General features: G+C 54.0%; 24 protein-coding genes and 1 pseudogene. 14 read left to right on the top strand and 11 right to left on the bottom strand.

The window, feature by feature from the left end; all coding sequences use genetic code 11:
* Nucleotides 1-59: 59 nt before the first annotated feature.
* The 3 genes from ACNAU7_RS05575 (at nt 60) to ACNAU7_RS05565 (ending at nt 1,413) form a co-directional block, all read left to right on the top strand.
* Nucleotides 60-383 (top strand): hypothetical protein, encoded by a 324-nt coding sequence (locus ACNAU7_RS05575; RefSeq protein WP_304670501.1) that lies wholly within the window; start codon nt 60-62, stop codon nt 381-383.
* A 123-nt stretch (nt 384-506) separates the two neighbouring features.
* Nucleotides 507-845: a P-II family nitrogen regulator gene (locus ACNAU7_RS05570; protein ID WP_025456947.1), complete on the top strand. Its 339-nt coding sequence runs from the start codon at nt 507-509 to the stop codon at nt 843-845.
* 94 nt (nt 846-939) lie between these two features.
* The gene (locus tag ACNAU7_RS05565; RefSeq protein ID WP_416301347.1) at nt 940-1,413 is read left to right on the top strand and encodes a DUF2004 domain-containing protein; all 474 of its coding nucleotides are present in this window, start codon (nt 940-942) and stop codon (nt 1,411-1,413) included.
* A 29-nt stretch (nt 1,414-1,442) separates the two neighbouring features.
* On the opposite strand, the gene ACNAU7_RS05560 is transcribed toward ACNAU7_RS05565, so the two are convergent.
* The 6 genes from ACNAU7_RS05560 to ACNAU7_RS05535 form a co-directional block, all read right to left on the bottom strand.
* Nucleotides 1,443-2,201, bottom strand: coding sequence for an ABC transporter ATP-binding protein (locus tag ACNAU7_RS05560; RefSeq protein ID WP_416301345.1), 759 nt, complete (start codon nt 2,199-2,201; stop codon nt 1,443-1,445).
* Between the two features lie 83 nt (nt 2,202-2,284).
* Nucleotides 2,285-2,911, bottom strand: a complete 627-nt coding sequence (locus ACNAU7_RS05555; RefSeq protein ID WP_416301343.1) for an FmdE family protein — start codon at nt 2,909-2,911, stop codon at nt 2,285-2,287.
* A gap of 44 nt (nt 2,912-2,955) precedes the next feature.
* Nucleotides 2,956-3,930: an iron chelate uptake ABC transporter family permease subunit gene (locus ACNAU7_RS05550; RefSeq protein ID WP_416301341.1), complete on the bottom strand. Its 975-nt coding sequence runs from the start codon at nt 3,928-3,930 to the stop codon at nt 2,956-2,958.
* Nucleotides 3,920-4,888 carry an ABC transporter permease gene (locus ACNAU7_RS05545; protein ID WP_416301339.1) on the bottom strand — a complete coding sequence of 323 codons (969 nt, stop codon included), beginning with the start codon at nt 4,886-4,888 and terminating at the stop codon, nt 3,920-3,922. The genes ACNAU7_RS05550 and ACNAU7_RS05545 overlap by 11 nt, the downstream gene beginning before the upstream one ends.
* The gene (locus tag ACNAU7_RS05540) at nt 4,885-5,034 is read right to left on the bottom strand and encodes a hypothetical protein (protein ID WP_162818930.1); all 150 of its coding nucleotides are present in this window, start codon (nt 5,032-5,034) and stop codon (nt 4,885-4,887) included. Before ACNAU7_RS05540 ends, ACNAU7_RS05545 begins: the two co-directional genes overlap by 4 nt.
* 17 nt (nt 5,035-5,051) lie before the next feature.
* On the bottom strand, nt 5,052-6,017 hold the full coding sequence (locus tag ACNAU7_RS05535) for a siderophore ABC transporter substrate-binding protein (protein WP_416301336.1): 966 nt from the start codon (nt 6,015-6,017) through the stop codon (nt 5,052-5,054).
* An 82-nt stretch (nt 6,018-6,099) separates the two neighbouring features.
* On the opposite strand from ACNAU7_RS05535, the pseudogene ACNAU7_RS05530 reads away from it, so the two are divergent.
* The 5 genes and pseudogenes from ACNAU7_RS05530 to ACNAU7_RS05510 all read left to right on the top strand — a co-directional run.
* A pseudogene (locus ACNAU7_RS05530) lies at nt 6,100-6,162 on the top strand (transposase); the annotation flags it as partial.
* Nucleotides 6,163-6,425: 263 nt separating this feature from the next.
* Nucleotides 6,426-6,716, top strand: coding sequence for a co-chaperone GroES (locus ACNAU7_RS05525; RefSeq protein WP_308075055.1), 291 nt, complete (start codon nt 6,426-6,428; stop codon nt 6,714-6,716).
* 92 nt (nt 6,717-6,808) lie between these two features.
* Nucleotides 6,809-8,443, top strand: coding sequence for a chaperonin GroEL (groL, locus tag ACNAU7_RS05520; protein WP_002245717.1), 1,635 nt, complete (start codon nt 6,809-6,811; stop codon nt 8,441-8,443).
* 735 nt (nt 8,444-9,178) lie between these two features.
* Nucleotides 9,179-10,714 carry a sodium-dependent transporter gene (locus ACNAU7_RS05515; RefSeq protein WP_416301333.1) on the top strand — a complete coding sequence of 512 codons (1,536 nt, stop codon included), beginning with the start codon at nt 9,179-9,181 and terminating at the stop codon, nt 10,712-10,714.
* Nucleotides 10,711-10,803, top strand: a complete 93-nt coding sequence (locus tag ACNAU7_RS05510; protein ID WP_304685361.1) for a methionine/alanine import family NSS transporter small subunit — start codon at nt 10,711-10,713, stop codon at nt 10,801-10,803. Before ACNAU7_RS05515 ends, ACNAU7_RS05510 begins: the two co-directional genes overlap by 4 nt.
* Before the next feature lie 52 nt (nt 10,804-10,855).
* Here ACNAU7_RS05510 and ACNAU7_RS05505 read toward each other — a convergent pair whose 3' ends face one another.
* The 3 genes from ACNAU7_RS05505 to lptM all read right to left on the bottom strand — a co-directional run bounded on the left by ACNAU7_RS05505 (nt 10,856) and on the right by lptM (nt 12,896).
* Nucleotides 10,856-11,290 carry a hypothetical protein gene (locus tag ACNAU7_RS05505; RefSeq protein WP_416301331.1) on the bottom strand — a complete coding sequence of 145 codons (435 nt, stop codon included), beginning with the start codon at nt 11,288-11,290 and terminating at the stop codon, nt 10,856-10,858.
* A gap of 204 nt (nt 11,291-11,494) precedes the next feature.
* Nucleotides 11,495-12,715 (bottom strand): diaminopimelate decarboxylase, encoded by a 1,221-nt coding sequence (lysA, locus tag ACNAU7_RS05500; protein WP_416301329.1) that lies wholly within the window; start codon nt 12,713-12,715, stop codon nt 11,495-11,497.
* 10 nt (nt 12,716-12,725) lie between these two features.
* Nucleotides 12,726-12,896: an LPS translocon maturation chaperone LptM gene (gene lptM / locus ACNAU7_RS05495; RefSeq protein ID WP_002225850.1), complete on the bottom strand. Its 171-nt coding sequence runs from the start codon at nt 12,894-12,896 to the stop codon at nt 12,726-12,728.
* A 70-nt stretch (nt 12,897-12,966) separates the two neighbouring features.
* Between lptM and cyaY the strand changes: the two genes are divergently transcribed.
* The 6 genes from cyaY to mnmE all read left to right on the top strand — a co-directional run bounded on the left by cyaY (nt 12,967) and on the right by mnmE (nt 19,067).
* A complete protein-coding gene (gene cyaY, locus ACNAU7_RS05490; protein ID WP_002239194.1) occupies nt 12,967-13,290 on the top strand; it encodes an iron donor protein CyaY in 324 nt (107 codons plus the stop codon).
* Nucleotides 13,291-13,322: 32 nt separating this feature from the next.
* Nucleotides 13,323-13,742, top strand: a complete 420-nt coding sequence (locus ACNAU7_RS05485) for a DUF2251 domain-containing protein (RefSeq protein WP_416301325.1) — start codon at nt 13,323-13,325, stop codon at nt 13,740-13,742.
* 21 nt (nt 13,743-13,763) lie between these two features.
* Nucleotides 13,764-14,270, top strand: a complete 507-nt coding sequence (gene luxS / locus ACNAU7_RS05480; RefSeq protein WP_314169579.1) for an S-ribosylhomocysteine lyase — start codon at nt 13,764-13,766, stop codon at nt 14,268-14,270.
* A gap of 133 nt (nt 14,271-14,403) precedes the next feature.
* Entirely contained in the window at nt 14,404-14,622 is a 219-nt protein-coding gene (locus ACNAU7_RS05475) for a hypothetical protein (protein ID WP_416301394.1), read from the top strand.
* 197 nt (nt 14,623-14,819) lie between these two features.
* Entirely contained in the window at nt 14,820-17,510 is a 2,691-nt protein-coding gene (gene glnE, locus ACNAU7_RS05470; protein ID WP_416301323.1) for a bifunctional [glutamate--ammonia ligase]-adenylyl-L-tyrosine phosphorylase/[glutamate--ammonia-ligase] adenylyltransferase, read from the top strand.
* A 210-nt stretch (nt 17,511-17,720) separates the two neighbouring features.
* On the top strand, nt 17,721-19,067 hold the full coding sequence (gene mnmE / locus ACNAU7_RS05465) for a tRNA uridine-5-carboxymethylaminomethyl(34) synthesis GTPase MnmE (protein WP_416301321.1): 1,347 nt from the start codon (nt 17,721-17,723) through the stop codon (nt 19,065-19,067).
* A 1,491-nt stretch (nt 19,068-20,558) separates the two neighbouring features.
* Here mnmE and ACNAU7_RS05460 read toward each other — a convergent pair.
* Together ACNAU7_RS05460 and hupB are read right to left on the bottom strand one after the other, a co-directional pair.
* The gene (locus ACNAU7_RS05460) at nt 20,559-20,714 is read right to left on the bottom strand and encodes a hypothetical protein (RefSeq protein ID WP_003711021.1); all 156 of its coding nucleotides are present in this window, start codon (nt 20,712-20,714) and stop codon (nt 20,559-20,561) included.
* 7 nt (nt 20,715-20,721) lie between these two features.
* Nucleotides 20,722-23,154 carry a haemoglobin-haptoglobin-utilization protein HupB gene (gene hupB, locus ACNAU7_RS05455; protein WP_304674663.1) on the bottom strand — a complete coding sequence of 811 codons (2,433 nt, stop codon included), beginning with the start codon at nt 23,152-23,154 and terminating at the stop codon, nt 20,722-20,724.
* Between the last annotated feature and the right edge of the window lie 25 nt (nt 23,155-23,179).

Raw genomic sequence — 23,179 nt, 5'->3', positions numbered from 1 at the left:
TATAGTAAAATCACGTCCGCTTTTGAAATTGTTTGGACAAGCTAAGAAGGAGTTATGCAATGTTTATTGTTTGGAGTGGGAAGGGGCTTTTGGTTGTTTTGTCTCTGATTATCGGTTTTGCCTTGGGAGATTGGTTGAAAGATGCAATTTCCTCAAATTTCGTTTTTATGTTAAGCCTTTGTATTGCTGCACTTTGCAACTACTTCTTTAGTAAGTGGTTTATTTCCGATAAAGTAAAAACCTATACTGACAATGAAACAGGAGAAATAATCGGCGTGAGAGACAACTCAAGCCTGTTTTTTCTGCGCAACCGGTATTGGACATGGATTTTCGTCTTTTTGGCTGCTGTTTTTTTTGTAATGTTCATAATCGAACAATTTTAGCAACGAGGCATTGATATGTATGTTTTGCATGTCAAACACATTGTTTTATCGGACAGTAATCCCCGCAGGATGTCGACTCAAGAATTTCCGTAGATGCAAATATGGAATCCTAAAGGAACAATTATGAAAAAAATCGAAGCCATCATCAAACCGTTCAAACTCGACGACGTGCGCGAGGCGTTGACGGAAATCGGCATTACGGGCATGACCGTCAGCGAGGTCAAAGGGTTCGGCAGGCAGAAGGGGCATACGGAGATTTACCGGGGCGCGGAATACGCCGTCGATTTCCTGCCCAAGGTCAAAATCGAGCTGGTGTTGGCGGATGACGCTGTGGAACGCGCGATTGACGTGATTGTCGAGGTGGCGCGTTCGGGCAAAATCGGCGACGGCAAGATTTTTGTGTTGCCGGTCGAGGAGGCAATCCGTATCCGCACGGGCGAACGTTCGGACGCGGCGGTTTGAGCGTTTGGAATGGAAATGCCGTCTGAAACGCGGAATACCCCTTTTCAGACGGCAGGAAAACACCACCCTGCCAATAATTCAAGGAAAACCAATTATGCCTGTTTCACATCCTTATTTTGAAACCTTATCGGCAGGAAGCCCGGAAAACGGACCGGACGTTTGCTGGGAACGCGAGCTGCCTGTCAACGGCGATACCGTCGAAGTTTGTTTATGGACTGGCGGCGACGATGAACTGACTGCTGAAAAATTAGACGCATTCGCCGCGTTTTTAGCGCGTTTGGAAGAAGCGGACAAAATGGCCCGCGCTGCCATTGCCGAATATTTAACCGAAGACGGCGAATATTTGAATTTCCACATCACCGAAATAGAAGATGCGGACTACCCCGACAACCCCGAAGAATTTGCCCACGCCATGCGTTTGGAGAGCATCTCTTTATGGACGGTGGAGCTGCCAAACTGCGACCCGATTGTGATGGACTACATGATAGACCGAGAAAAAAGCGACGAAATACTGGCCGTCAAACTGTTCGCCGACGGCGGCATATGCGGCATCGACTGGGAAAGTTAGCCCCTTTTCAGACGGCATTTTTTTCGGGTTCAGATATGGTGGACGATGAGTTTTTTGCCTTCGTAGTCGAGTACGTCCACATCCATGTCGAACAGTTCTTTGATGTTGTGTACGGTGAACACTTCTTCGGGCGTGCCGGTCAGGGCGACTTTGCCGTTTTTCATGGCGATGACGTGGTCGGCGTAGGCGGCGGCCTGGTTGATGTCGTGCAATACGACGACGGTAGTGCGTTTGTGTTCATCGGTCAGCCGGCGCAGGATTTGCATGAGGCAGCGGGCATGATACATGTCGAGGTTGTTCAGCGGTTCGTCCAGCAAAACGTAGTCGGTGCGCTGGCAGAATACCATGGCAATCATGGCGCGTTGGCGTTGGCCGCCGGAAAGTTCGGTCAGGTAGCGGTCGGCGAAGTCTTGCAGGTGGAACTCGGCGAGTGCTTCTTCGACGATGGTTTTGTCGTTTTCAGACGGCCTGCCTTGGTGGTAGGGATAGCGGCCGAACATCAGCAGGTCGCGCACGGTAATGCGGCTCATGATGCTGTTTTCTTGGGTGAGGATGGAGAGCGTGCGGGCGAGTTCGGCGGTGGGGGTGGTTTTGATGTCTTTGCCTGCGTAGCTGATGTTGCCGTGTACCAGAGGCTGAAGCCGCGCCATAAAGGAGAGGAGGGTGGACTTGCCTGCGCCGTTGGGGCCGACGAGGGCGGTAATGCCGCCTTCGGGGATGTCGAGGCTGACGTTGTCGAGGATGGGGCGTGTGCCGATGCGGTAGCTGACGTTGCGGATGGTAATCATGGCGGATGCTTGTCGGGCGTAGGTTTGTTGTTGTTTGGCGGGGGTTCAGACGGCATTTGAAATTCAAAATGCCGTCTGAACGCTCACACTTCGCGGACGATGACGAACTGCGGGTCGTCCGCCGATTCGGTCAAAAATGCTTTAACGCGCGCCTGCCAGAGTTGTCCGAAGCGTTCGAGTTCTTCTGCGCTTGCGCTGCCGCCGACGGTTTTGGGCATAAGTTCGCGCATTTCGGGTGCGAAGGGTTGCAGGGCGGCGTTGAGGCTGACGGCGACGGTTTTGCCGTTGTCTTTGCGGCGCAGGGTCAGTGTGCCGTTGATTTCGCCCGCACCAAAGGATAAGAGGTTGCGGCGGGCGAAGCGTCCCTGCATTCCGATGCCTCCGAAGCCGGTTTCGGGGGCTGCGCCGGTGAGGAGTTGGACGACGGACGAGGTAACGCCGACCGTGCCTTCGTCGCGCGTTCCCTGCATGGCGGCTTCGATGCCGCCGCGTTCGGGCAGCTCTTCGCCGTAAAGGGCTTTCAGACCTTTGATAACCATCAGGTACGCGCCCGCGACGGTCGGGCAGGAATGTCCGCACAGGCGCACGGCATCGGCGTAGCGGTAAGTGAGGATGCCGTTTTCGGCCGCGCCGAGGAATGCGGCAAGCGGGTCTCTGACGGTGATGGTCGGGGCTTGGTTGAAGAATGATGGGAAACGTTCTTGCGTCATATGGTTTGTCCTTTCGAGTCGGGCTGCCGTTCAGACGGCATCCGTCATTTTTTGTGTCTTAAAACGAGATAGAGGAAAACGAGTCCGCCCGCAAATTCGACCACCACGCTTAATACCGCCTTCATGCCCAAGAAGTGTTCGAATACGGTCTGTCCGCCGACCAAGAGGATGCCGCCGACACAAACCGTCATCGGCAGGCGGACGGAATGGCGCACGGACGGGGAAAAGTGGTTGGCAAGCGAGGCGGCGAGAAGCCCGAAAAAGCTTACCGGACCGACCACGGCGGTCGCCGTCGCCACCAGCGCGGCAATCCAAAGCAGTATCCATAAGGTGTTGCGCGTGTAGCTGATGCCCAAATTGACGGCTTGGTCGCGCCCCAAAAGGTGTACGTCCAAGCGGTAGCGTTCGCGCCAAACGACCGCCGCGCTGACGAGCAGGATCAGCGCGCCTATGCCCAAAAGCTCGCTGTGGACGGTATTGAATCCGGCAAACATATTCGCCTGCGCGGCGGTAAATTCTTCGGGGTCTATCATGCGCGAAAGCAGCGACGACAGGCTGCGGAACAAAATCCCAAAAATCACGCCGATTAAAATCATGCGCGGCAAATCGCGTCCGCCCTGACGGATGAGCGTGTAGAACAGCAGCAGCGAGCCGCCCATCATAACGACCAGTTCAAAGCCGAATTTGCCCGTCAACGGCAGGGAAGCATAGCCCACGCCGCCGAACGTAAACACCAGCAAGGTCTGCAAAAACACATACAGTGAATCAAAACCTAAAATTGAGGGTGTGAGAATCGGATTATTGGTCAGCGTTTGGAAAAGCTGGGTGGAAACGCCGACCGCATAGGCGACCATCAGCAGCGCGGCAAGTTTGGTCAGACGCAGGTGCAGTACAAAGTCCCAATCGCCTTTGACGTTGAGCGTTAAAAACAGTCCGCAGCAGATCAGTAAAAGTGCGAATGCTGCCCATAACGGGCGTGGCGAACCCTGCATAAATTCAATTTTGTTTTCAGACGGCATAGGCGGGTTTCCTTAACAAAAGCCATAAAAACAACGCCGTACCCAATACGCCGAAGACGGTCGATACCGGAATTTCAAACGGAAACACAATCACGCGTCCGATAATGTCGCACAATAAAACCAAAGACGCGCCCAGCAAAGCCACCGCAGGCAGGCTTTGGCGCAGCCTGTCTCCTATCAGCCGGCTGATGATGTTCGGCACGACCAGCCCGACAAACGGAATATTGCCGACCGTTACAATGACCAGCGACGTAATCAAAGCCACAATAATCAAACCCGACCACAACACCGCCGTCCGGTTCAAACCCAAATTCACGCTGACCGTCTCGCCCAGCCCCAAAATCGTCAGCCGGTCGGCAATCAGATAGGCAAACACCGCCAAACCGCCCGTAATCCAAAGCAGCTCGTACCGCCCCAGCAGCACGCTCGAAAAATCGCCCTGCTGCCATACGCCCAACATTTGCAGCATCTCAAACTCATACGCGACAAACGTCGCCACCGCCTCAACCACGCCGCCAAAAATAATCCCCACCAGCGGCACCATCAGTTGCGCCGTCGGCGGCAGGCGGCGGATCAGCAGCATAAACACCAGCATTCCGATTAGCGCGGCAACGGCGGCAACCGACATTTTGACCGGCAGAGGCGCGGCAGGCAGCAGCAGGGACATCAGAAGCAAACCCAAAGCCGCGCTTTGACCCGCGCCCGCCATAGAAGGTTCGACAAAACGGTTACGCATCAGAATCTGCATAATCATCCCCGCCACCGCCATCGACGCGCCCGTCAGCACAATCGCAAACGTGCGCGGCAGGCGGCTGATGAACATAACCTGCTGGCTGTCCGACAGCGAAAACACATCAGACCAGCGGAAATCGGCAACACCGACCGACAGGCTGACGGCAAACAACACCGCCAGCAGCAGGAGGTTGGTCAGGTTGAGGGAAAAAGGTTTGGCAGTCATAAACAGAAGGGAAAAGCGTTAAGGCGTAGAAGATTCAAACAAGGCAGTCCGAACTGTCGGAGCGGAAAGCCTTGTTTGAAGCCTCCGTATCGGGCAATGCCGTCTGAAACACAGGAGGCGGTTTGCATCCGTGTTTCAGACGGCATCGAATGCCGCCGTTTCATTATTTCGCGGCGTTAAAAGCATCCGCAACCTGTTTGCTTGCATTCAGCAGCTCTTGCGCGCCGCCGGCTGCCAAATAAGTTTCAGGAACGAGGTACACGACCTGTCCTTTTTTCCAGGCGGTTGTTTCGGCAACCAGCGGATTATTCAACACGTCTTTCGCCGCCTGACCCTCTTCGCCGATGGCCGCGCTGCGGTCGAGGACAAACAGCCAGTCGGGATTTTTCTCTTTCAGGTATTCAAAGCTGATAGGCTGACCGTGGCTGCCTTCTTTAATTGATTCATCGACAGCGGGCAAACCGATGTCTTTGTGCAGCCAGCCGCCCAAGCGTGAAGACGGGCCGAAGGCGGACATCTTGCCGCCGTTGACCAAAACCACCAAACCTTTGCCTTTGCCTTGTGCGGCAGTTTTCGCGGCTTCAAATGAAGCATCGATTTCCGCTTTCAGCTTGTCGGCTTCCGCCTGTTTGCCGAAGATTTGCGCCAGCGCGTCGATACGTTCTTTGGCACTTTCTTTCAGATTGGCGGTATCGGCGGTCATTTCGATGGTCGGCGCGATTTCGTTTAATTTGTCAAACGCTTTGGCTGCGCGGCTGCCGATGATGATGAGCTGCGGTTTGTAAGCGTTGAGCGTTTCGTAATCCGGCTCAAACAAAGTTCCGGCAGGTTTTGTCGTTTTGAAATATTCCTCTAAATACGGCAGGCGGTTTTTATCGACGGACAAACCGGTTTTCACGCCCAGTTTGCTCAAGGTGTCGAGCATACCCAAATCGTAAACGGCGATACGTTCGGGGTTTTGCGGTATTTGAACATCGCCGCGCGCGGTTTTGACGGTAACGGACGCGCTTTCGGTTTGTGCGGCGGAAACCGCCTGTTCTTTGGCTTGTGGGGCAGAGTCGGAATTTTGCGGCGAACACGCGCCCAAGGCGAGGACGGTGCAGAGGGTCAATGCGGTCAAACGCAACATAGGTGTCTCCAAAATGGGGATATTGGGGCAAAGCCGTCGGTCGGACAAACCGGAACGGCTTTAGAAAGGATAAATGATAATCTATAGTGGATTAAATTTAAATCAGGACAAGGCGACGAAGCCGCAGACAGTACAAATAGTACGGAACCGATTCACTTGGTGCTTGAGCACCTTAGAGAATCGTTCTCTTTGAGCTAAGGCGAGGCAATGCTGTACTGGTTTTTGTTAGTCCACTATAAAAAACGGCGGAAATAAATTTTTTTCCGCCTCACTTGAATTTGCCCGCACACACCCTAATTTTGCCGACTTATACGGGCAGCCGCCTGACGGCAGCCCGGTTTCCACTTCAATCTGTCCGAACCGTTCGGGCAGATGATTGTTTTCAAACCATTTTATCGGAGCATAAATATGACCATCCGTCCTTTACACGACCGCGTTGTCGTCAAACGCTTGGAAGCTGAAGAAAAAACCGCATCGGGCATCGTTTTGCCGGGTGCGGCTGCCGAAAAACCCGATATGGGCGAAATCATCGCCGTGGGTGCGGGCAAAATCGGTAAAGACGGCGCGCGCCGTCCGCTGGATGTCAAAGTCGGCGACAAAATCATCTTCGGCAAATACAGCGGTCAAACCGTCAAAGCCGACGGCGAAGAGCTGTTGGTAATGCGCGAAGAAGATATTTTCGGCATCGTTGAAAAATAAATACGGACACGATGCCGTCTGAAACGGCAAACCGCCTTCAGATGGCATAAACGGTTTTATCAGACAGTTTTAATGATTTTTGGAGAATTGAAATGGCAGCAAAAGACGTACAATTCGGCAATGAAGTCCGCCAAAAAATGGTAAACGGCGTGAACATTTTGGCAAACGCCGTGCGCGTAACTTTGGGTCCTAAAGGCCGCAACGTGGTGGTTGACCGCGCTTTCGGCGGCCCGCACATTACCAAAGACGGCGTAACCGTCGCCAAAGAAATCGAACTGAAAGACAAGTTTGAAAATATGGGCGCGCAAATGGTGAAAGAAGTCGCGTCCAAAACCAACGACGTGGCGGGCGACGGTACGACTACCGCCACCGTATTGGCGCAATCCATCGTTGCCGAAGGTATGAAATACGTTACCGCCGGTATGAACCCGACCGACCTGAAACGCGGTATCGACAAAGCCGTTGCCGCTTTGGTTGAAGAGCTGAAAAATATCGCCAAACCTTGCGACACTTCTAAAGAAATCGCCCAAGTCGGCTCGATTTCCGCCAACTCCGACGAACAAGTCGGCGCGATTATTGCCGAAGCGATGGAAAAAGTCGGCAAAGAAGGCGTGATTACCGTTGAAGACGGCAAATCTTTGGAAAACGAGCTGGACGTGGTTGAAGGTATGCAGTTCGACCGAGGCTACCTGTCCCCTTACTTCATCAACGACGCGGAAAAACAAATCGCTGCTTTGGACAATCCGTTTGTATTGTTGTTCGACAAAAAAATCAGCAACATCCGCGACCTGCTGCCTGTTTTGGAACAAGTGGCGAAAGCCAGCCGTCCGCTGTTGATTATCGCTGAAGACGTAGAAGGCGAAGCCTTGGCGACTTTGGTGGTGAACAACATTCGCGGCATTCTGAAAACCGTTGCCGTGAAAGCACCTGGCTTCGGCGACCGCCGCAAAGCCATGTTGCAAGACATCGCTATCCTGACCGGCGGCACCGTGATTGCCGAAGAAGTCGGCCTGTCTCTGGAAAAAGCGACTTTGGACGACTTGGGTCAAGCCAAACGCATCGAAATCGGTAAAGAAAACACCACCATCATCGACGGCTTCGGCGACGCAGCCCAAATCGAAGCGCGTGTTGCCGAAATCCGCCAACAAATCGAAACCGCAACCAGCGATTACGACAAAGAAAAACTGCAAGAGCGCGTCGCCAAACTGGCAGGCGGCGTAGCAGTCATCAAAGTCGGCGCGGCGACCGAAGTTGAAATGAAAGAGAAAAAAGACCGCGTGGAAGACGCGCTGCACGCTACCCGCGCAGCCGTTGAAGAAGGCGTGGTTGCCGGCGGCGGCGTAGCCTTGTTGCGTGCCCGTGCCGCTCTGGAAAACCTGCACACCGGCAATGCCGACCAAGACGCAGGTGTACAAATCGTATTGCGTGCCGTTGAGTCTCCGCTGCGCCAAATCGTTGCCAACGCAGGCGGCGAACCTAGCGTAGTGGTGAACAAAGTGTTGGAAGGCAAAGGCAACTACGGTTACAACGCAGGTTCCGGCGAATACGGCGACATGATCGAAATGGGCGTACTTGACCCTGCCAAAGTAACCCGTTCCGCGCTGCAACACGCCGCGTCTATCGCCGGTCTGATGTTGACCACTGATTGCATGATTGCCGAAATCCCTGAAGAAAAACCGGCTATGCCTGATATGGGCGGCATGGGTGGTATGGGCGGCATGATGTAAGAAATGCCGTCTGAAGCTTTCAGACAACAAGCCGCACGGTCAACGCCGTGCGGTTTTTTTTTTGCGAATAAGTGCAGCTAAGGCGCAAACCTTAAAATTGCCAACGCCGTTCTTTGCATTTTTGTTTTTTGATACGCGCGCTTTTGTTTTATTTCCCGCCATCCCAAAAACGAAGAGCGGCAGGAATTTATCGGAAAAACAGCAACCTTTCCGCTGTCATTCCCGCGAAAGCGGGAATCTAGAAATGAAAAGCAACAGGAATTTATCGGAAATGACTGAAACCGAACGAACCTAGATTCCCTAACGCGGCAGGAATCTATCGGAAAAAACCGAAACCGAACAGACTGGACTCCCGCCTGCGCGGGAATGACGAAGGGTTAAAGAAATGACGAGAAACGGCGGTAATTTATCGGGAATAACCGAAAACGAACGGACCGGATTCCCGCTTTCGCGGGAATGACGGGACTTTAGGTTTTTGTTTTTGCGGGAATGACGGGGAAGTTGGCGGTTGTTTCTTATGGAGTGGTTTTTGTATTTGGATAAAAAATTTTTCGTTTTCAAGCCTTCATCGCTTGCCATCGGCGTTAAATTTTTTTACGATAAGCACATAGATTGTAAACAATCGGCCACAAGCCGGTTTGTTTTTTCAGAAGACATTATCCCTGTCAGACGCTGTTTCTATATATGTTTGCCTATAACGGCTTGTTTTTAATAAATAATTCAAGAGGTATCAACGTGTCTGATTCCAAAACGAAAGAACGTGCCACATTCGGCACGCGCCGCGCGTTTATGATTGCCGCCATCGGGTCCGCCGTCGGCTTGGGCAATATTTGGCGTTTCCCCTATATTGCTTTTGAAAACGGCGGCGGCGCGTTCATCCTGCCCTATCTGGTCGCACTTCTGACGGCGGGCATCCCGCTGCTGCTGCTCGATTATGCCATCGGACACCGTTACCGTGGTTCTGCGCCCTTGGCTTTCCGCCGCCTCGGACGATGGTTTGAGCCGGTCGGCTGGTGGAACGTGATGACCAATATCGTCATCTGCATCTATTACGCGGTAATTATCGGTTGGGCGGCAAGCTATACCTATTATTCGGTCAACGCTGCCTGGGGTGCGGATCCGCAGGGTTTTTTCTTTAAGGACTTCCTGCAAATGGCGGGTCCGGAAGCCTTGGGTTTGGATTTTGTCGGCAAAGTCGCCGGCCCTTTGGCGGGCGTGTGGGTTTTTACCGCCGCCATTATGGCCTTGGGCGTGCAAAAGGGCGTGGCGCGCGCCTCGTCGTTCTTTATGCCGCTGCTTTTGGTGATGTTTTTGATTATGGTCGGCATTTCGCTGACGCTGCCGGGCGCGGCAAAGGGCTTGGACGCATTATTTACGCCCGACTGGTCGAAACTCGCCGATTCCAAGGTCTGGGTGGCGGCATACGGGCAGATTTTCTTCTCTCTTTCCATCTGCTTCGGCATTATGGTTACCTATTCTTCTTACTTGAAGAAAAAAACAGACTTGGGCGGAACGGGGCTGGTGGTCGGTTTTGCCAACAGCAGCTTTGAACTGCTCGCTGGCATCGGCGTGTTTGCCGCATTGGGCTTTATGGCGCAGGCGGGCGGTAAGGCGGTCAACGAGGTTGCCTCCGGCGGCATCGGTTTGGCGTTTATCGCCTTTCCGACCATTATCAACCAGGCGCCGATGGGCTGGCTGATCGGCATATTGTTTTTCGGTTCGCTGGTGTTCGCTGGCGTTACGTCGATGATTTCCATCCTTGAAGTGATTGTGGCGGCGATTCAGGACAAGCTGAACATCGGGCGCGTCAACGCCACGCTGCTGGTCTGCATTCCGATGGGCATTGTTTCCACGCTGCTGTTCGGTACGGCGACGGGGCTGCCGGTTTTGGACGTGATGGACAAATTCGTCAACACCTACGGCATTGTGGCATCCGGTTTCTTGTATGTTTTGGCGATTATCGTATTTCGCAGGCTGCCGGAATTACGCAGGCACCTGAACGCCTTGTCCTCCATCCGCGTCGGTGGCTTGTGGACGGCCTGCGTCGTGTTTACTGTCGTGATGCTCGGCTATATGCTGTATCAGGACACCGCCGGATTGTTGGAGAAAAACTACGGCGATTATCCGGATGGTTTCCTCAATATTTTCGGTTGGGGGATGTCGGCGGCGTTAATCGTGTTCGGGCTGCTGCTGTCGCTGCTGCCTTGGAAACACGGTCAGGATTTTAATGTCAAAGACGAACACGAACATGAACAGGGAGAAGAAAAATGAGTACTTCCGCCATTGTGATGATGATTGTCTCAATCGTGATAATCTGGGGAGGTCTGCTGCTTTCCCTGTTAAGGCTGCCGGAAGAGTAAGCCTTTAGAGCGTTAAAAATGCCGTCTGAACCGCTTCAGACGGCATTTGCCTTTACGGCTGCCATTCGCGTTCCACCTTGCCCGACGCATCCAAAGTTTGCGCTCGGACGATATGCCCGTCCCGGTACAGGATGCGCGTCCGCAATATGCCCTGTTCGGTATAGCCTTGCGACCAACCTTGCGCCACGCCGTTTTCAACCGGCGTGTGCGAATGCAGTTTGCCGTTTGGGTGGTAAATATCGACAAAGCGGTCGAACACGCCGTTTTTGACGATGCTTTTCAAGACGCGCCCGTTTGAGGCGCGGGTGCTGTACGCGCCGTCCGACGTGCCTGAAGGCGGCCGGCTGTATGGGTTGGCGGGTTGGATAGGCGCGGCGGGCGGCAGTTTGTAAAGCGGGGTTTGTGCGGCGGGCAGACCAGAACAGCCCGCCGAAAGGAGGGTGGCGGACAAACCGGCAAGCAGGAGGATAATCGGGGCGTGCTTCATTTCAATTCCTTAGATATTGCACCCCATAAAAGGGGCGCGTAATTTTTTCAACCATTCCCTTCGTCAGCTGGGCGAGACGGGGATTTGTTGCGTCGTCATTTGAAAACAGGCTGTGTTTGAATATTCCGCCGATGCGGCCCTAAGATGTCACTTTAAACGGATAATGCCGTCTGAACCGCTTCAGACGGCATTTTGATGGTCGGCTTACAGGCAGGCGAGTTCGTTTGCCATTTGCTGTTCCAAGGTTTCGCGCCGGCGGATGAGTCGGTATCCGCCGCCGTCAACCAATACCTCCGCCGCACGGTTGCGCGCGTTGTAATTGCTCGCCATGCTGGCCCCGTATGCGCCCGCGCTGCGGATAAGCAGCAAATCGCCTTCTTCGCAGGCGATGGTGCGGTCTTTGCCGAGGAAGTCGCCGGTTTCACAAATCGGGCCGACGATGTTGGCGGTCAGCGGCGAGATGTTTTTGGTTTCAACCGCTTCGATGTGGTGGTAGGCATCATATAGGGCGGGGCGCATCAAATCGTTCATCGCCGCATCGACCATCACAAAGTTTTTCTCTTCACCGTGTTTGACAAACTCAACGCGTGTCAGCAGCGAACCTGCGTTGCCGACCAAGCTGCGGCCGGGTTCGAGGATGAGTTTCAGACGGCGTGTGCCGATCAGTTTTTGAACCGCTTGGGCATACGCGCCCAAATCGGGGACGCTTTCGTCTTGGTAAACAATGCCGACGCCGCCGCCTAAGTCTAAATGTTCCAAAACAATGCCTTCGGCGGCAAGAGCGTCAACTAAAATCAAAATGCGTTCGCAGGCTTCGACCAGCGGGCTTAAGTCGGTCAGTTGCGAACCGATGTGGCAGTCGATGCCGACGATTTTCAAATTGGGCTGTTGTGCGGCATGGCGGTAGGCTTCGAGCGCGTCGGCGTAGGCGATGCCGAATTTGTTGGCTTTCAGACCTGTGGAGATGTAAGGATGGGTTTTCGCATCGACATCGGGATTGACGCGCAGGGAGACGGACGCGGTTTTGCCCAAACGCGCGGCAACTTTTTGAATGCGGTCGATTTCGGGGATGCTTTCCATATTGAAGCATTTCACGCCGGCATTCAGGGCGAACTCGATTTCTGCCTCGCTTTTGCCCACGCCTGAAAATATGGTTTTTGCCGCATCGCCGCCTGCCGCCAAAACGCGTGCCAATTCGCCGCCGGAAACAATGTCAAAACCGCTGCCCAGCGAGGCGAAGTGTTTGATGATGCTCAGATTGCCGTTTGCCTTGACGGCGTAACAGACGAGCGGGTTCAAAGCGGCAAAGGCGGTTTGATAGTGTTCAAATGCTTCGGTCAGCGCGGATTGGCTGTACACATAAAGCGGCGTGCCGAATGCTTCGGCAAGGCGGGGGTAGGGGACTTGTTCGCAAAATAGGGTCATGTTTTCGTTTTCATTTTTGGGTTTGTGGAGCGGATTGCGGTTTGCTTTGAAGCTGCAAACCGGTTTGGATTACGCCGAAGCGCGCCTTGTCGCCTTCTTTGGGCAGGTAGAGGTCGCCTTTGTAACCGCAGGCCGAGAGCAGGAGGGCGGTTGCCGCCGCAAAAAATACGCCGTATTTCATCGGTAAACTTCCTTCATAAGCGCGAATGTGGCAAGATTCGGCATCTTAAACAAAAAACACGCAAAAAGCTATGATGACCGAAAGCGAGTTTATCCGCGCGAGCGAAGCATTATTTGAACATATCGAAGACCAAATCGACGAAAACGGCTGGGATTTCGACTGCCGGTTTGCCGGAAACGTCCTGACTATCGAAGCCGGAGACGGCACGCAAATCATCGTCAACCGCCACACGCCCAATCAGGAATTGTGGATTGCCGCCAAAAGCGGCGGCTACCATTTCGCCGAGCAAAACGGCAAATGGCTGGCAACGCGAGACGGACGCGATTTTTATGACGTTTTAAACGAAGCCCTGAGCGCGGCTTCGGGCGAAGCGGTGGAAATTGCCGAATTGTAATTTGAGTATTCCCACAAAGAGAGCGTTACCCAATGGCACAATTACCCCTGTATCGGACTGCCGAAATCGAAAATTTTACTGTCGGCACGCCCGAAGTTTTAGAATCATTTTTCGAACATGTCCCTTATGGTGTCGTCTTTGAAGACGACGGCGACACGGGCTACTTCTATGCCGCTTCGCAAGATGGGATTTTGGATGCCTTGCATATCTATAATGTCGAGGATGTATCCGACAAACATATCCCCAATCATGTCTTGATCTTATGGGATGATGCCTGCACCATAGCCGCATTGTGCATCAACGGCTACATCCATGCCGTCTATGATTTTGTCGCGCAGGCAGGATATTGCCGCAACGGCTTCCCTGAGGCACACGGAGAATGGCTGAAAGTCACAGACCGCGTCTTGGACGATGAATTGCTGGACAAAATCCTATCCCGGAAACCTACATAACCCGCACAAAAGGATAACCCAATGCCCCTACTAGACAGTTTCAAAGTCGACCACACCCGTATGCACGCCCCTGCCGTGCGTGTGGCGAAAACCATGACCACGCCCAAAGGCGACACCATTACTGTATTCGACTTGCGCTTTTGCGTTCCCAACAAAGAAATCCTGCCCGAAAAAGGCATACACACGCTGGAGCATTTGTTTGCAGGCTTTATGCGCGACCACTTAAACGGCAACGGCGTGGAAATCATCGACATTTCCCCGATGGGCTGCCGCACCGGTTTCTACATGAGCCTTATCGGTACGCCTTCCGAGCAGCAGGTCGCCGACGCATGGCTCGCCTCGATGCAGGATGTTTTGAATGTCAAAGACCAAAGCAAAATCCCCGAGTTGAACGAATACCAATGCGGCACTTATCTGATGCACTCGCTCTCCGAAGCGCAACAAATCGCGCAAAACGTGTTGGCGCGCAAAGTGGCGGTTAACCGAAACGACGATTTGGCTTTGGATGAAAGCCTGCTGAACGCTTAATCTATCTGTTTTGAAATGCCGTCTGAAAGTCAGAATCTGTCTTCAGACGGCATTTTGTTTTCCGACAGTTTATAAACTGTCGTTGTTTCTTGACAGAAACAACGACCTTATTTATTTGAAACGATTGGAGAACATGATTATGGGCTTTTGGGATAGCGCGGCAAAAGCAGCAAAAGCAGTAGGCGAGGGATTGATTGAAGCCGGCAATGAGCATAAGGCATTGAAAATGGAATATGCGGAGAAATCAAGCGAGGAGCTGCATGAAATCGTAAAGAGTGATGGTTTTTTTAAAAAATCCACACGGGAGAAAGGTGCGGCTTATGCTGTTTTAAAAGAGCGTGGTGAGGTTTGAGCAGGAAACGGCGGCATTTGCCGCTGTTTTTTATCGGTAGGAGTCCGTCTGAATATCGGGGCAAGGTTTCAGACGGCATCGAAGGTTGCTATGATATAGTGGCTTGACTTTAAACCGGTACGGCATCCCCTCGCCTTGTCCTGATTTAAAGTTAATCCACTATCTCATTCCCGTCATCCTTCCAAACGGAATCCGAAATGTCCGACAACCGCCTCGATACCGCCCGCCGCCATTCCCTCTTCCTCGCCCGACAGCTCGACAACGGCAAACTCAAGCCCGAAATTTTCCTGCCCATGCTGGACAAGGCGTTGACCGAAGCTGATTTTCAAGCTTTTGCCGATTGGGACAAAATCCGCGCGGAAGAAAATGAGGAAGAATTGGCGCGGCAGTTGCGCGAGTTGCGCCGTTATGTGGTGTCGCAGATTATCGTACGCGATATAAACCGCATCAGTGATTTGAACGAAGTAACCCGCACGATTACGCTGTTTGCCGATTTTGCCGTCAATACTGCGCTGGATTTCGCCTACGCCTATTATCGGGACATGTACGGCACGCCGATCGGGCGTTATACCAAATCGCCGCAGCATTTGAGCGTGGTGGCGATGGGCAAGGCGGGCGGCTATGAGTTGAACGTGTCTTCCGACATCGATTTGATTTTTGTCTATCCCGAATCGGGCGACACCGACGGCAGGCGCGAACGGGGCAATCAGGAGTTTTTCACCAAAGTCGGGCAGAAACTGATTGCGCTGCTGAACGACATCACCGCCGACGGGCAGGTGTTCCGCGTCGATATGCGGCTGCGGCCGGACGGCGATTCCGGCGCGCTGGTGTTGAGCGAAACCGCGCTGGAGCAATACCTGATTACGCAGGGGCGCGAATGGGAACGCTATGCGTGGTGCAAAGGCCGCGTAGTTACGCCGTATCCGAACGACATCAAATCGCTGGTGCGCCCTTTCGTGTTCCGCAAATATCTGGATTACAGCGCGTATGAGGCGATGCGGAACCTGCACCGCCAAATCCGCAGCGAAGTCAGCAAAAAAGGCATGGCGGACAACATCAAACTCGGCGCGGGCGGCATCCGCGAAGTCGAATTTATTGCCCAGATTTTCCAGATGATACGCGGCGGGCAAATGCGCGCGCTGCAATTGAAAGGTACGCAGGAAACGCTGAAAAAACTTGCCGAGCTGGGCATCATGCCGTCTGAAAACGTCGAAACCCTGCTCGCCGCCTACCGCTTCCTGCGCGACGTCGAACACCGCCTGCAATACTGGGACGACCAGCAAACCCAAACCCTGCCCGCCTCGCCCGAACAACAACAACTGCTCGCCGAAAGCATGGGTTTCGACAGCTATGCTGCTTTTTCAGACGGCCTCAATGTGCATCGGAACAAAGTCAATCAGTTGTTCAATGAAATCTTGAGCGAACCCGAAGAACAAACGCAAGACAACAGCGAATGGCAATGGGCATGGCAGGACAAGCCTGATGAAGAAGAACGGCTAGGCCGTCTGAAAGAATATGGGTTTGATACCGAAACCATCGCCACGCGGCTCGACCAAATCCGCAACGGCCATAAATACCGCCACCTTTCCGCACACGCCCAGCCGCGTTTCGACGCCATTGTGCCGTTGTTCGTACAGGCGGCGGCCGAGCAGAACAACCCGACCGATACGCTGATGCGGCTGTTTGACTTCCTCGAAAACATCAGCCGCCGCTCCGCCTATCTCGCTTTCCTCAACGAACATCCGCAAACCCTGGCGCAACTGGCGCAGATTATGAGCCAAAGCTCATGGGTGGCGGCGTATCTGAGCAAATATCCGATTTTGCTGGACGAACTCATCAGCGCGCAGCTTTTGGATACCGCGTTCGACTGGCAAGCCCTCGCCGCCGCCCTTTCAGACGACCTCAAAGCCTGCGGCGGCGACACCGAAGCGCAAATGGACACCCTGCGCCGCTTCCAGCACGCCCAAGTCTTCCGCCTCGCCGTCCAAGACCTCGCAGGACTGTGGACGATAGAATCCCTCTCCGACCAACTCTCCGCCCTCGCCGACACCATACTCGCCGCCGCCCTGCCGTGCGCGTGGGCGGACATGCCCAAAAAACACCGCGACACCCCGCAATTTGCCGTCATCGGCTACGGCAAACTCGGCGGCAAAGAACTCGGCTACGCCTCCGACCTCGACTTAGTCTATCTTTACGACGACCCCCATCCCGAAGCAGGCGACGTGTACAGCCGCCTTGCCCGCCGCCTGACCAACTGGCTTTCCGCCGCCACCGGCGCAGGCAGCCTCTACGAAACTGACCTGCGCCTGCGCCCCAACGGCGACGCTGGTTTCCTTGCGCACAGCATCGCCGCCTTTGAAAAATACCAGCGCGAAAACGCATGGACGTGGGAACACCAATCCCTTACCCGCGCCCGCTTCATCTGCGGCACACCCGAAATTCAGACGGTCTTCGACCACATCCGCACCGAAATCCTTACCGCCGAACGCGACCAAACCGCCTTGGCAGGCGAAATCATCGAAATGCGCGAAAAAATGTTCCCCACCCATCCGCCTGCCGACAGCAACGTCAAATACGCGCGCGGCGGCGTGGTCGATGTCGAATTTATCGTCCAATACCTCATCCTTGCCCATGCCCGAAAATATCCGCAACTTCTCGACAACTACGGCAACATCGCCCTCTTGAACATCGCCGCCGACTGCGGCCTCATCGACAAAACCCTCGCTGAACAAAGCCGCACCGCCTACCGCTTCTACCGCCGGCAACAGCACAACACCAAACTGCGCGACGCAGAAAAAACCGAAGTAAGCGACGAATTGCTGTCCCATTACGGCAATGTCAGGAAATTGTGGCGGGAAGTGTTCGGCGAAGAAGCCAAAACGCTTTGAGCTTAAAGCAAGTTCAGATAAGAACGCCCATGCCGCGAGGGCATTCGATACGACAGAAACGCACTGTAGCGGCGGGTTTCACACCTGCCCAAACTACGTCCGTTCCGACATCTTCCAAGCGACCGTAAAAAATGCCGTCTGAAAGCCAAACCGTCGGACTTCAGACGGCATTTGCTATAATCGCGGCTGTTTTGAATTTTCGGGGGTTTTATGTCGGATAACGTTCCAACGATTGCGGCAGTCGCTACCGCACCAGGGCGCGGCGGCGTGGGCGTGATACGCATATCGGGGAAAAACCTGTTGCCGATGGCAGAGGCTTTGTGCGGAAAAACGCCCAAACCGCGTACCGCAACCTATGCTGATTTTACGGACGCGGACGGACAGGCAATCGACAGCGGGCTGCTACTGTTTTTTGCCGCACCGGCAAGTTTTACGGGCGAAGATGTCATCGAGCTTCAGGGACACGGCGGGCCGGTGGTGATGGATATGCTGCTGAACCGCTGTTTGGAACTGGGCGCGCGCCTTGCCGAGCCGGGCGAGTTTACGAAGCGTGCGTTTTTAAACGACAAACTGGACTTGGCACAGGCGGAAGGCGTGGCGGATTTGATTGACGCATCCAGCCGTTCGGCGGCGCGTCTGGCGTTGCGCTCGCTCAAGGGCGATTTTTCGCGGCGGATACACGGTCTGGTCGAAGATTTGATTACCTTGCGGATGCTGGTCGAAGCGACGCTGGATTTTCCCGAGGAAGACATCGATTTTCTCGAAGCGGCGGATGTGCGCGGCAAACTGGACGGCTTGCGCCGCGCCGTGGATGATGTGCTTGCCAACGCGCAGCAGGGCGCGATTTTGCGCGAAGGTCTGAATGTCGTATTGGTCGGCGCGCCGAATGTGGGCAAGTCCAGCCTGCTGAACGCGTTGGCGGGCGACGAAGTGGCGATTGTTACCGATATTGCCGGAACGACGCGCGACGCGGTCAGGGAACGTATCCTGATTGACGGCGTTCCGGTGCATATTGTCGATACGGCAGGTTTGCGCGAGACGGACGACGTGGTCGAGCGTATCGGCATCGAACGCAGCCGCAAAGCCGTATCCGAAGCCGATGTCGCGCTGGTGTTGGTCGATCCGCGCGAGGGTTTGAATGAAAAGACACGGGCGATTTTGGACGCGTTGCCGCCGGAGTTGAAACGCATCGAAATCCACAGCAAATCCGATTTGCACGCACACGCGGCAGGCGGGTTCGGTACGGGTGCGGAAACCGTCATCGCGCTGTCGGCGAAAACCGGCGACGGCTTGGACGCGCTGAAACGGACGCTGTTGCGCGAGGCTGGTTGGCAGGGCGAAAGCGAAGGGCTGTTTTTGGCGCGGACGCGGCACGTCAACGCACTCAAAGCGGCGCAGGAAGAATTGTCGCTGGCGGCATTGTGCGGCAACCATCAAATCGAGCTGTTTGCCGAACACTTGCGGCTGGCGCAGGTCGCGTGCGGCGAAATCACGGGCGAGTTTACGGCGGACGACCTGCTCGGCGTGATTTTTTCGAGGTTTTGTATCGGAAAATAAACGGATCGAAAGCACCGGGGCAGTGTCCGGCTGAACATTCCGTTATCCCATAAAAACGGTAATCCGATCCGTTCGGTTTTAGTTTTTTGAATTTCGGGCAACGCTTGAATCTTCATTCCGCGCAGGCGGAAATTATCGGCGCGGTACGGCAACTTTTTTCAATATGAAAAGACCGTTATTCCTGTAAAAACAAAAAAATCAAAAACAGAAAATTGAAATATCGTCATTCCCGCGCAGACGGGAATCCAGCCCCGTCGGCACGGTAACTTATCGGGAAAACGGTTTCTTTAGATGTTACGTCCTAGATTCCCGCTTTCGCGGGAATGACGTGGTGCAGGTTTCCGTGCGGATAGCTTCGTCATTCCCGCGCAGGCGGGAATCCAGCCCCGTCGGCATGGAAACTTATCGGGAAAACGGTTTCTTTAGATGTTACGTCCTAGATTCCCGCTTGCGCTAGAATGACAGGATTAAAGTTTCAAAATTTATTCTAAATAACTGAAACTCAGCGAACTAGATTCCCACTTTCGTGGGAATGACGAATTTTAGGTTGCTGTTTTTGGTTTTCTGTCCTTGTGGGAATGATGAAATTTTGAGTTTTAGGAATTTATCGGAAAAAACAGAAACCGCTCCGCCGTCATTCCCGCGCAGGCGGGAATCCAGCCCCATCGGCACGGAAACTTATCGGGAAAACGGTTTCTTTAGATTTTATGTCCTAGATTCCCACTTTCGTGGGAATGACGGCGGAGGTTGCTGTTATTTCGGATAAGTTACTGCGGTTTTGGGTTTCCGGATTCCCGCCTGCGCAGGAATGACGGGATTTTGGTTTCAAAATTTATTCTAAATAACTGAAACTCAACGAACTAGATTCCCGCTTTTGCGGGAATGACGGTGGGAAAGTTTCCGTGCCGGTTTGAACCGGTGGGGATGGTGCGGGAATGACGGCGTAAAAGTGGGCTGTGGGGCGGGAATGGCGGGCTGTAGGGCAGGATGTAGGGTGGGCTTCAGCCCACCAACCCAACCCAACTGAACCAATCCGCCAATCCCATCATTTCCGCCGTTTTCAGACGGCATTGGTTTGTCGGCACAAGTCGGCGCGTAACGGCACAGGTAAGATTGGTGGAATGGTTGGGTTGGTGGGCTGAAGCCCACCCTACAGCCTGCTCTATACATCTGCCTTATGTGAATACCTAAACCGTCATTCCCGCGCAGGCGGGAATCCAGCCTCGTCGGCACGGAAACTTATCGGGAAAACGGTTTCTTTAGATTTTACGTCCTAGATTCCCACTTTCGCGAGAATGACGGGATTAAAGTTTTAAATAACTGGAACTTAACGAACTAGATTCCCACTTTCGTGGGAATGACGGGATGTAGGTTCGTAGGAATGACGTGGTGCAGGTTTCCGTGCGGATAGCTTCGTCATTCCCGCGCAGGCGGGAATCCAGGTTCGTTGAGTTTCAGTCATTTCCGATAAATTCTTGCAGCTTTGCGTTTCTAGATTCCCACTTCAGTGGGAATGACGGAGAGTTGCGGGAATGACGGAGAGTTGCGGGATTGGGCTTGGTACAAGCCTGAAAGGGGGCGGCGGTGCGACTGTAAAAAATGCCGTCTGAAACCCAAATCATCGGGTTTCAGACGGCATTGGCACATCAGGAGCTTAGAACTTCGCTTCGATGGTGAAGTTGTAGCTCCTGCCCGGCGAGGTAAAGCGTTGGATGCCGGCGTGGGTTTTGTTGTCAACGCGGTTGACCGTGCCGAACTCGCGGATGCTGCGTAAAGATTCCCAAGTGTAGTACTGCTTGTTGGTAATGTTGTACGCGGCGGCGCGGAGCGTTACCTGTTTGCCGATATTGAGGTAGGCGGCAAGGTCGAACAGCGTATAGGCTTTGCTGTGTTTGGCATAAGGCCAGGGGTTGTTCAAGTCGTCGTTGCTGTGCACGGTGTCGGACGGCTTTTTGGCGGCGGTGCGCGTGGCGTAGGCGTTGATGCCCCAGCGTTTGGAAGGCGCGTCATAGCCCAAGCTGTAAATTGCCGTCCACGGCGAAAGCGCGTTGATGGGCGTTTCTTTGCCGTTGTTTTGCGTTGCCTTGCCTTTGATGTAGCTGACGTTGAGGCCGGTGTGCAAACCTTTGGGCAGCCCGATGCTGTCGAGGTTCCAAGTGCCGTTAAACTCTATGCCTTTCACCCAGGCGGCGGTGCGGTTTTGGTTTTGCCAGACGGGCGAGCTGACCAATGCCGTGCCCGTGCCGTCTGAAAGCGGGGCGTAGGTGGGTTTGTTCGGATCATCTGACGAAACGCCCATATACGTCAATTCGATAAAGTCGCGGTATTTGGTTTTGAAGCCCGAGAGCTTGAAGTTGCCCGCCTTGCCGCTGCCCGCCAGACCCAATTCCCAGTTTTTGGCTTTTTCGGCTTTAAGGTTGGGATTGGCTTTCAGGTAGAAATCGGGGTGCGGGAATAAGAGCCAGGTTTCGTCCGAAGTCGGCGCGCGGAAGCCGGTGCTGTATTTTGCCAACAAGTGCAGATGCTTGGTAAACCGCCAGTCGAACCCCGTGCCGTAGCTGAAGCCGGCGTGCGCGCGTTCCGAACCCAAATGGGGAATCTGCCCTCGGATGGCGGTGGTGTATTTCGGATTGTCTTTCGCGCTGCTGCTGTTTTTGTCGTAGCGTATGCCCGCATTCAGGCGGAAGCGGTCGTTGCCGCCCAAGTGAAACGCATTGTTCCAATAGGCAAATTTATATTTCGACCGGTTTTCGATCAGCATCGTGATTTTGGCATCGTTGGACGTGAGGATTTTGGGGTCGTACAGTTTTGCGAAATAGCTGTAATCCGAGTTGGCATTGTCCCCCCTGCCGCCGCCCAAGCCGTATTGCGCCGCCCAAACAGCTTTGGAAAAGTCGAGTTGTTTTTCAAAATCGGCAGTCCATTGCGCGGTGTTTTGGCGGATGTGCCGGAACGAATGGTAAACCTCGCCGTTGATGCCGTTTGTATCGTAATTTTTCGGGACGTCCCAAGTCCAAGTGTTCATATCGATGCGTTGTTTGTCGTAACGCAGCTTGAGGCTGTCCCACGGGCCGTGTTCCAATTCGTTTTTGTATTCGACGCCGGTGCGGCGGCGGTAGCTCACGTCTTGGCGGTGGCGGTAGTCGCCCGTCGCGGGAGAGTAAATTGTACCCACCCACAAATTAGACAGCTCGTTGGTAAAACGGTCGGTGCGCGAGTCTTCAAAAATCCAGCCGATGCGGTTGCGGTCGTTGAAATTGTAGCCCAGCTTGAACAGGGTGCTTTTGTTTACCCATTCTTGCGGGTCGGGTCGGGAGCGCGCAACCCCTGTGGCAACATAGGTCTGGTACTTGCTGAATGGTTGGGTTGGGCTGAAAACATACCCCTTGTTTTCAATTTTGACATCGCCCTCGGTCGAGCGGTTTTTGGTTTCTTTGCCGAAGCGGCGGGTATAAACCAATAAGGCATCCAAACCAAAGAGCCGGCCGGCGGCGGTGATGCTGCTGAACTTTTGGCTGTTTTTGCCGACGCTGCCGCCCTTTATCCCCAAATGGTAGGGCTTGTCTTCGGAAACATAGTCGCTTGCGGATTTGGTCTGATAATTGACTGCGCCGCCCAATGCGCCGCTGCCGGATTTGAGCGAGTCCGCGCCTTTGGTGATGGTAACTTCCGAGAAGTTTTCGGGTTCGGAAGTATTGCGGTTGGCATTGAAGTTGCCGTATGCGCCGAACAATTCTTGGAAGGCTTCAGACGACCTGCTTTCTGCTTGTGCCAGTCCGTCCACATTGATGGCGACGCGGTCTTTATCGACACCGCGTATGGTAAAGCCGTTGGAGCCCGCCCTGCCGCCTTCGACGACGGAAATGCCGGGGTCGTAGCGCACCAGGTCGTGTTCGTCGTTGACCAAGAGCTTGTCTAAGGTTTTGCGGCGGATTTTTTCTTCGCCGAGTTTTTGGGTTTTGTGCGTGCCGGTAACGGTGATTTCGTTCAGCGTTCGGGCGGACTGCGGCGCGGGGTCTGCCGCAAAGGCGGGAAACGCTTGGGCGATGGCGGCGGCAGCCAATACGGGCTTGAAGGGGATGTGCATAAGAAAACCTTTTTAAAAGCGGATG

Source organism: Neisseria sp. LACPHL-SPEC-2024-00856 (genome assembly GCF_047915665.1).
Taxonomy (GTDB): domain Bacteria; phylum Pseudomonadota; class Gammaproteobacteria; order Burkholderiales; family Neisseriaceae; genus Neisseria; species Neisseria polysaccharea.
The sequence above is the reverse complement of the archived record's forward strand: the minus strand, read 5'-3'. Positions and strand labels throughout refer to the sequence as shown.

What these genes read in the sequence shown, in the direction of transcription:
- ACNAU7_RS05575 (WP_304670501.1), top strand. Translation starts at nt 60, where the DNA reads ATGTTTATTGTTTGGAGTGGGAAGGGGCTTTTGGTTGTTTTGTCTCTG.
- ACNAU7_RS05570 (WP_025456947.1), top strand. Translation starts at nt 507, where the DNA reads ATGAAAAAAATCGAAGCCATCATCAAACCGTTCAAACTCGACGACGTG.
- ACNAU7_RS05565 (WP_416301347.1), top strand. Translation starts at nt 940, where the DNA reads ATGCCTGTTTCACATCCTTATTTTGAAACCTTATCGGCAGGAAGCCCG.
- ACNAU7_RS05560 (WP_416301345.1), bottom strand. Translation starts at nt 2,201, where the DNA reads ATGATTACCATCCGCAACGTCAGCTACCGCATCGGCACACGCCCCATC.
- ACNAU7_RS05555 (WP_416301343.1), bottom strand. Translation starts at nt 2,911, where the DNA reads ATGACGCAAGAACGTTTCCCATCATTCTTCAACCAAGCCCCGACCATC.
- ACNAU7_RS05550 (WP_416301341.1), bottom strand. Translation starts at nt 3,930, where the DNA reads ATGCCGTCTGAAAACAAAATTGAATTTATGCAGGGTTCGCCACGCCCG.
- ACNAU7_RS05545 (WP_416301339.1), bottom strand. Translation starts at nt 4,888, where the DNA reads ATGACTGCCAAACCTTTTTCCCTCAACCTGACCAACCTCCTGCTGCTG.
- ACNAU7_RS05540 (WP_162818930.1), bottom strand. Translation starts at nt 5,034, where the DNA reads ATGCCGTCTGAAACACGGATGCAAACCGCCTCCTGTGTTTCAGACGGC.
- ACNAU7_RS05535 (WP_416301336.1), bottom strand. Translation starts at nt 6,017, where the DNA reads ATGTTGCGTTTGACCGCATTGACCCTCTGCACCGTCCTCGCCTTGGGC.
- ACNAU7_RS05525 (WP_308075055.1), top strand. Translation starts at nt 6,426, where the DNA reads ATGACCATCCGTCCTTTACACGACCGCGTTGTCGTCAAACGCTTGGAA.
- groL (WP_002245717.1), top strand. Translation starts at nt 6,809, where the DNA reads ATGGCAGCAAAAGACGTACAATTCGGCAATGAAGTCCGCCAAAAAATG.
- ACNAU7_RS05510 (WP_304685361.1), top strand. Translation starts at nt 10,711, where the DNA reads ATGAGTACTTCCGCCATTGTGATGATGATTGTCTCAATCGTGATAATC.
- ACNAU7_RS05505 (WP_416301331.1), bottom strand. Translation starts at nt 11,290, where the DNA reads ATGAAGCACGCCCCGATTATCCTCCTGCTTGCCGGTTTGTCCGCCACC.
- lysA (WP_416301329.1), bottom strand. Translation starts at nt 12,715, where the DNA reads ATGACCCTATTTTGCGAACAAGTCCCCTACCCCCGCCTTGCCGAAGCA.
- lptM (WP_002225850.1), bottom strand. Translation starts at nt 12,896, where the DNA reads ATGAAATACGGCGTATTTTTTGCGGCGGCAACCGCCCTCCTGCTCTCG.
- cyaY (WP_002239194.1), top strand. Translation starts at nt 12,967, where the DNA reads ATGATGACCGAAAGCGAGTTTATCCGCGCGAGCGAAGCATTATTTGAA.
- ACNAU7_RS05485 (WP_416301325.1), top strand. Translation starts at nt 13,323, where the DNA reads ATGGCACAATTACCCCTGTATCGGACTGCCGAAATCGAAAATTTTACT.
- luxS (WP_314169579.1), top strand. Translation starts at nt 13,764, where the DNA reads ATGCCCCTACTAGACAGTTTCAAAGTCGACCACACCCGTATGCACGCC.
- ACNAU7_RS05475 (WP_416301394.1), top strand. Translation starts at nt 14,404, where the DNA reads ATGATTATGGGCTTTTGGGATAGCGCGGCAAAAGCAGCAAAAGCAGTA.
- glnE (WP_416301323.1), top strand. Translation starts at nt 14,820, where the DNA reads ATGTCCGACAACCGCCTCGATACCGCCCGCCGCCATTCCCTCTTCCTC.
- mnmE (WP_416301321.1), top strand. Translation starts at nt 17,721, where the DNA reads ATGTCGGATAACGTTCCAACGATTGCGGCAGTCGCTACCGCACCAGGG.
- ACNAU7_RS05460 (WP_003711021.1), bottom strand. Translation starts at nt 20,714, where the DNA reads ATGTGCCAATGCCGTCTGAAACCCGATGATTTGGGTTTCAGACGGCAT.
- hupB (WP_304674663.1), bottom strand. Translation starts at nt 23,154, where the DNA reads ATGCACATCCCCTTCAAGCCCGTATTGGCTGCCGCCGCCATCGCCCAA.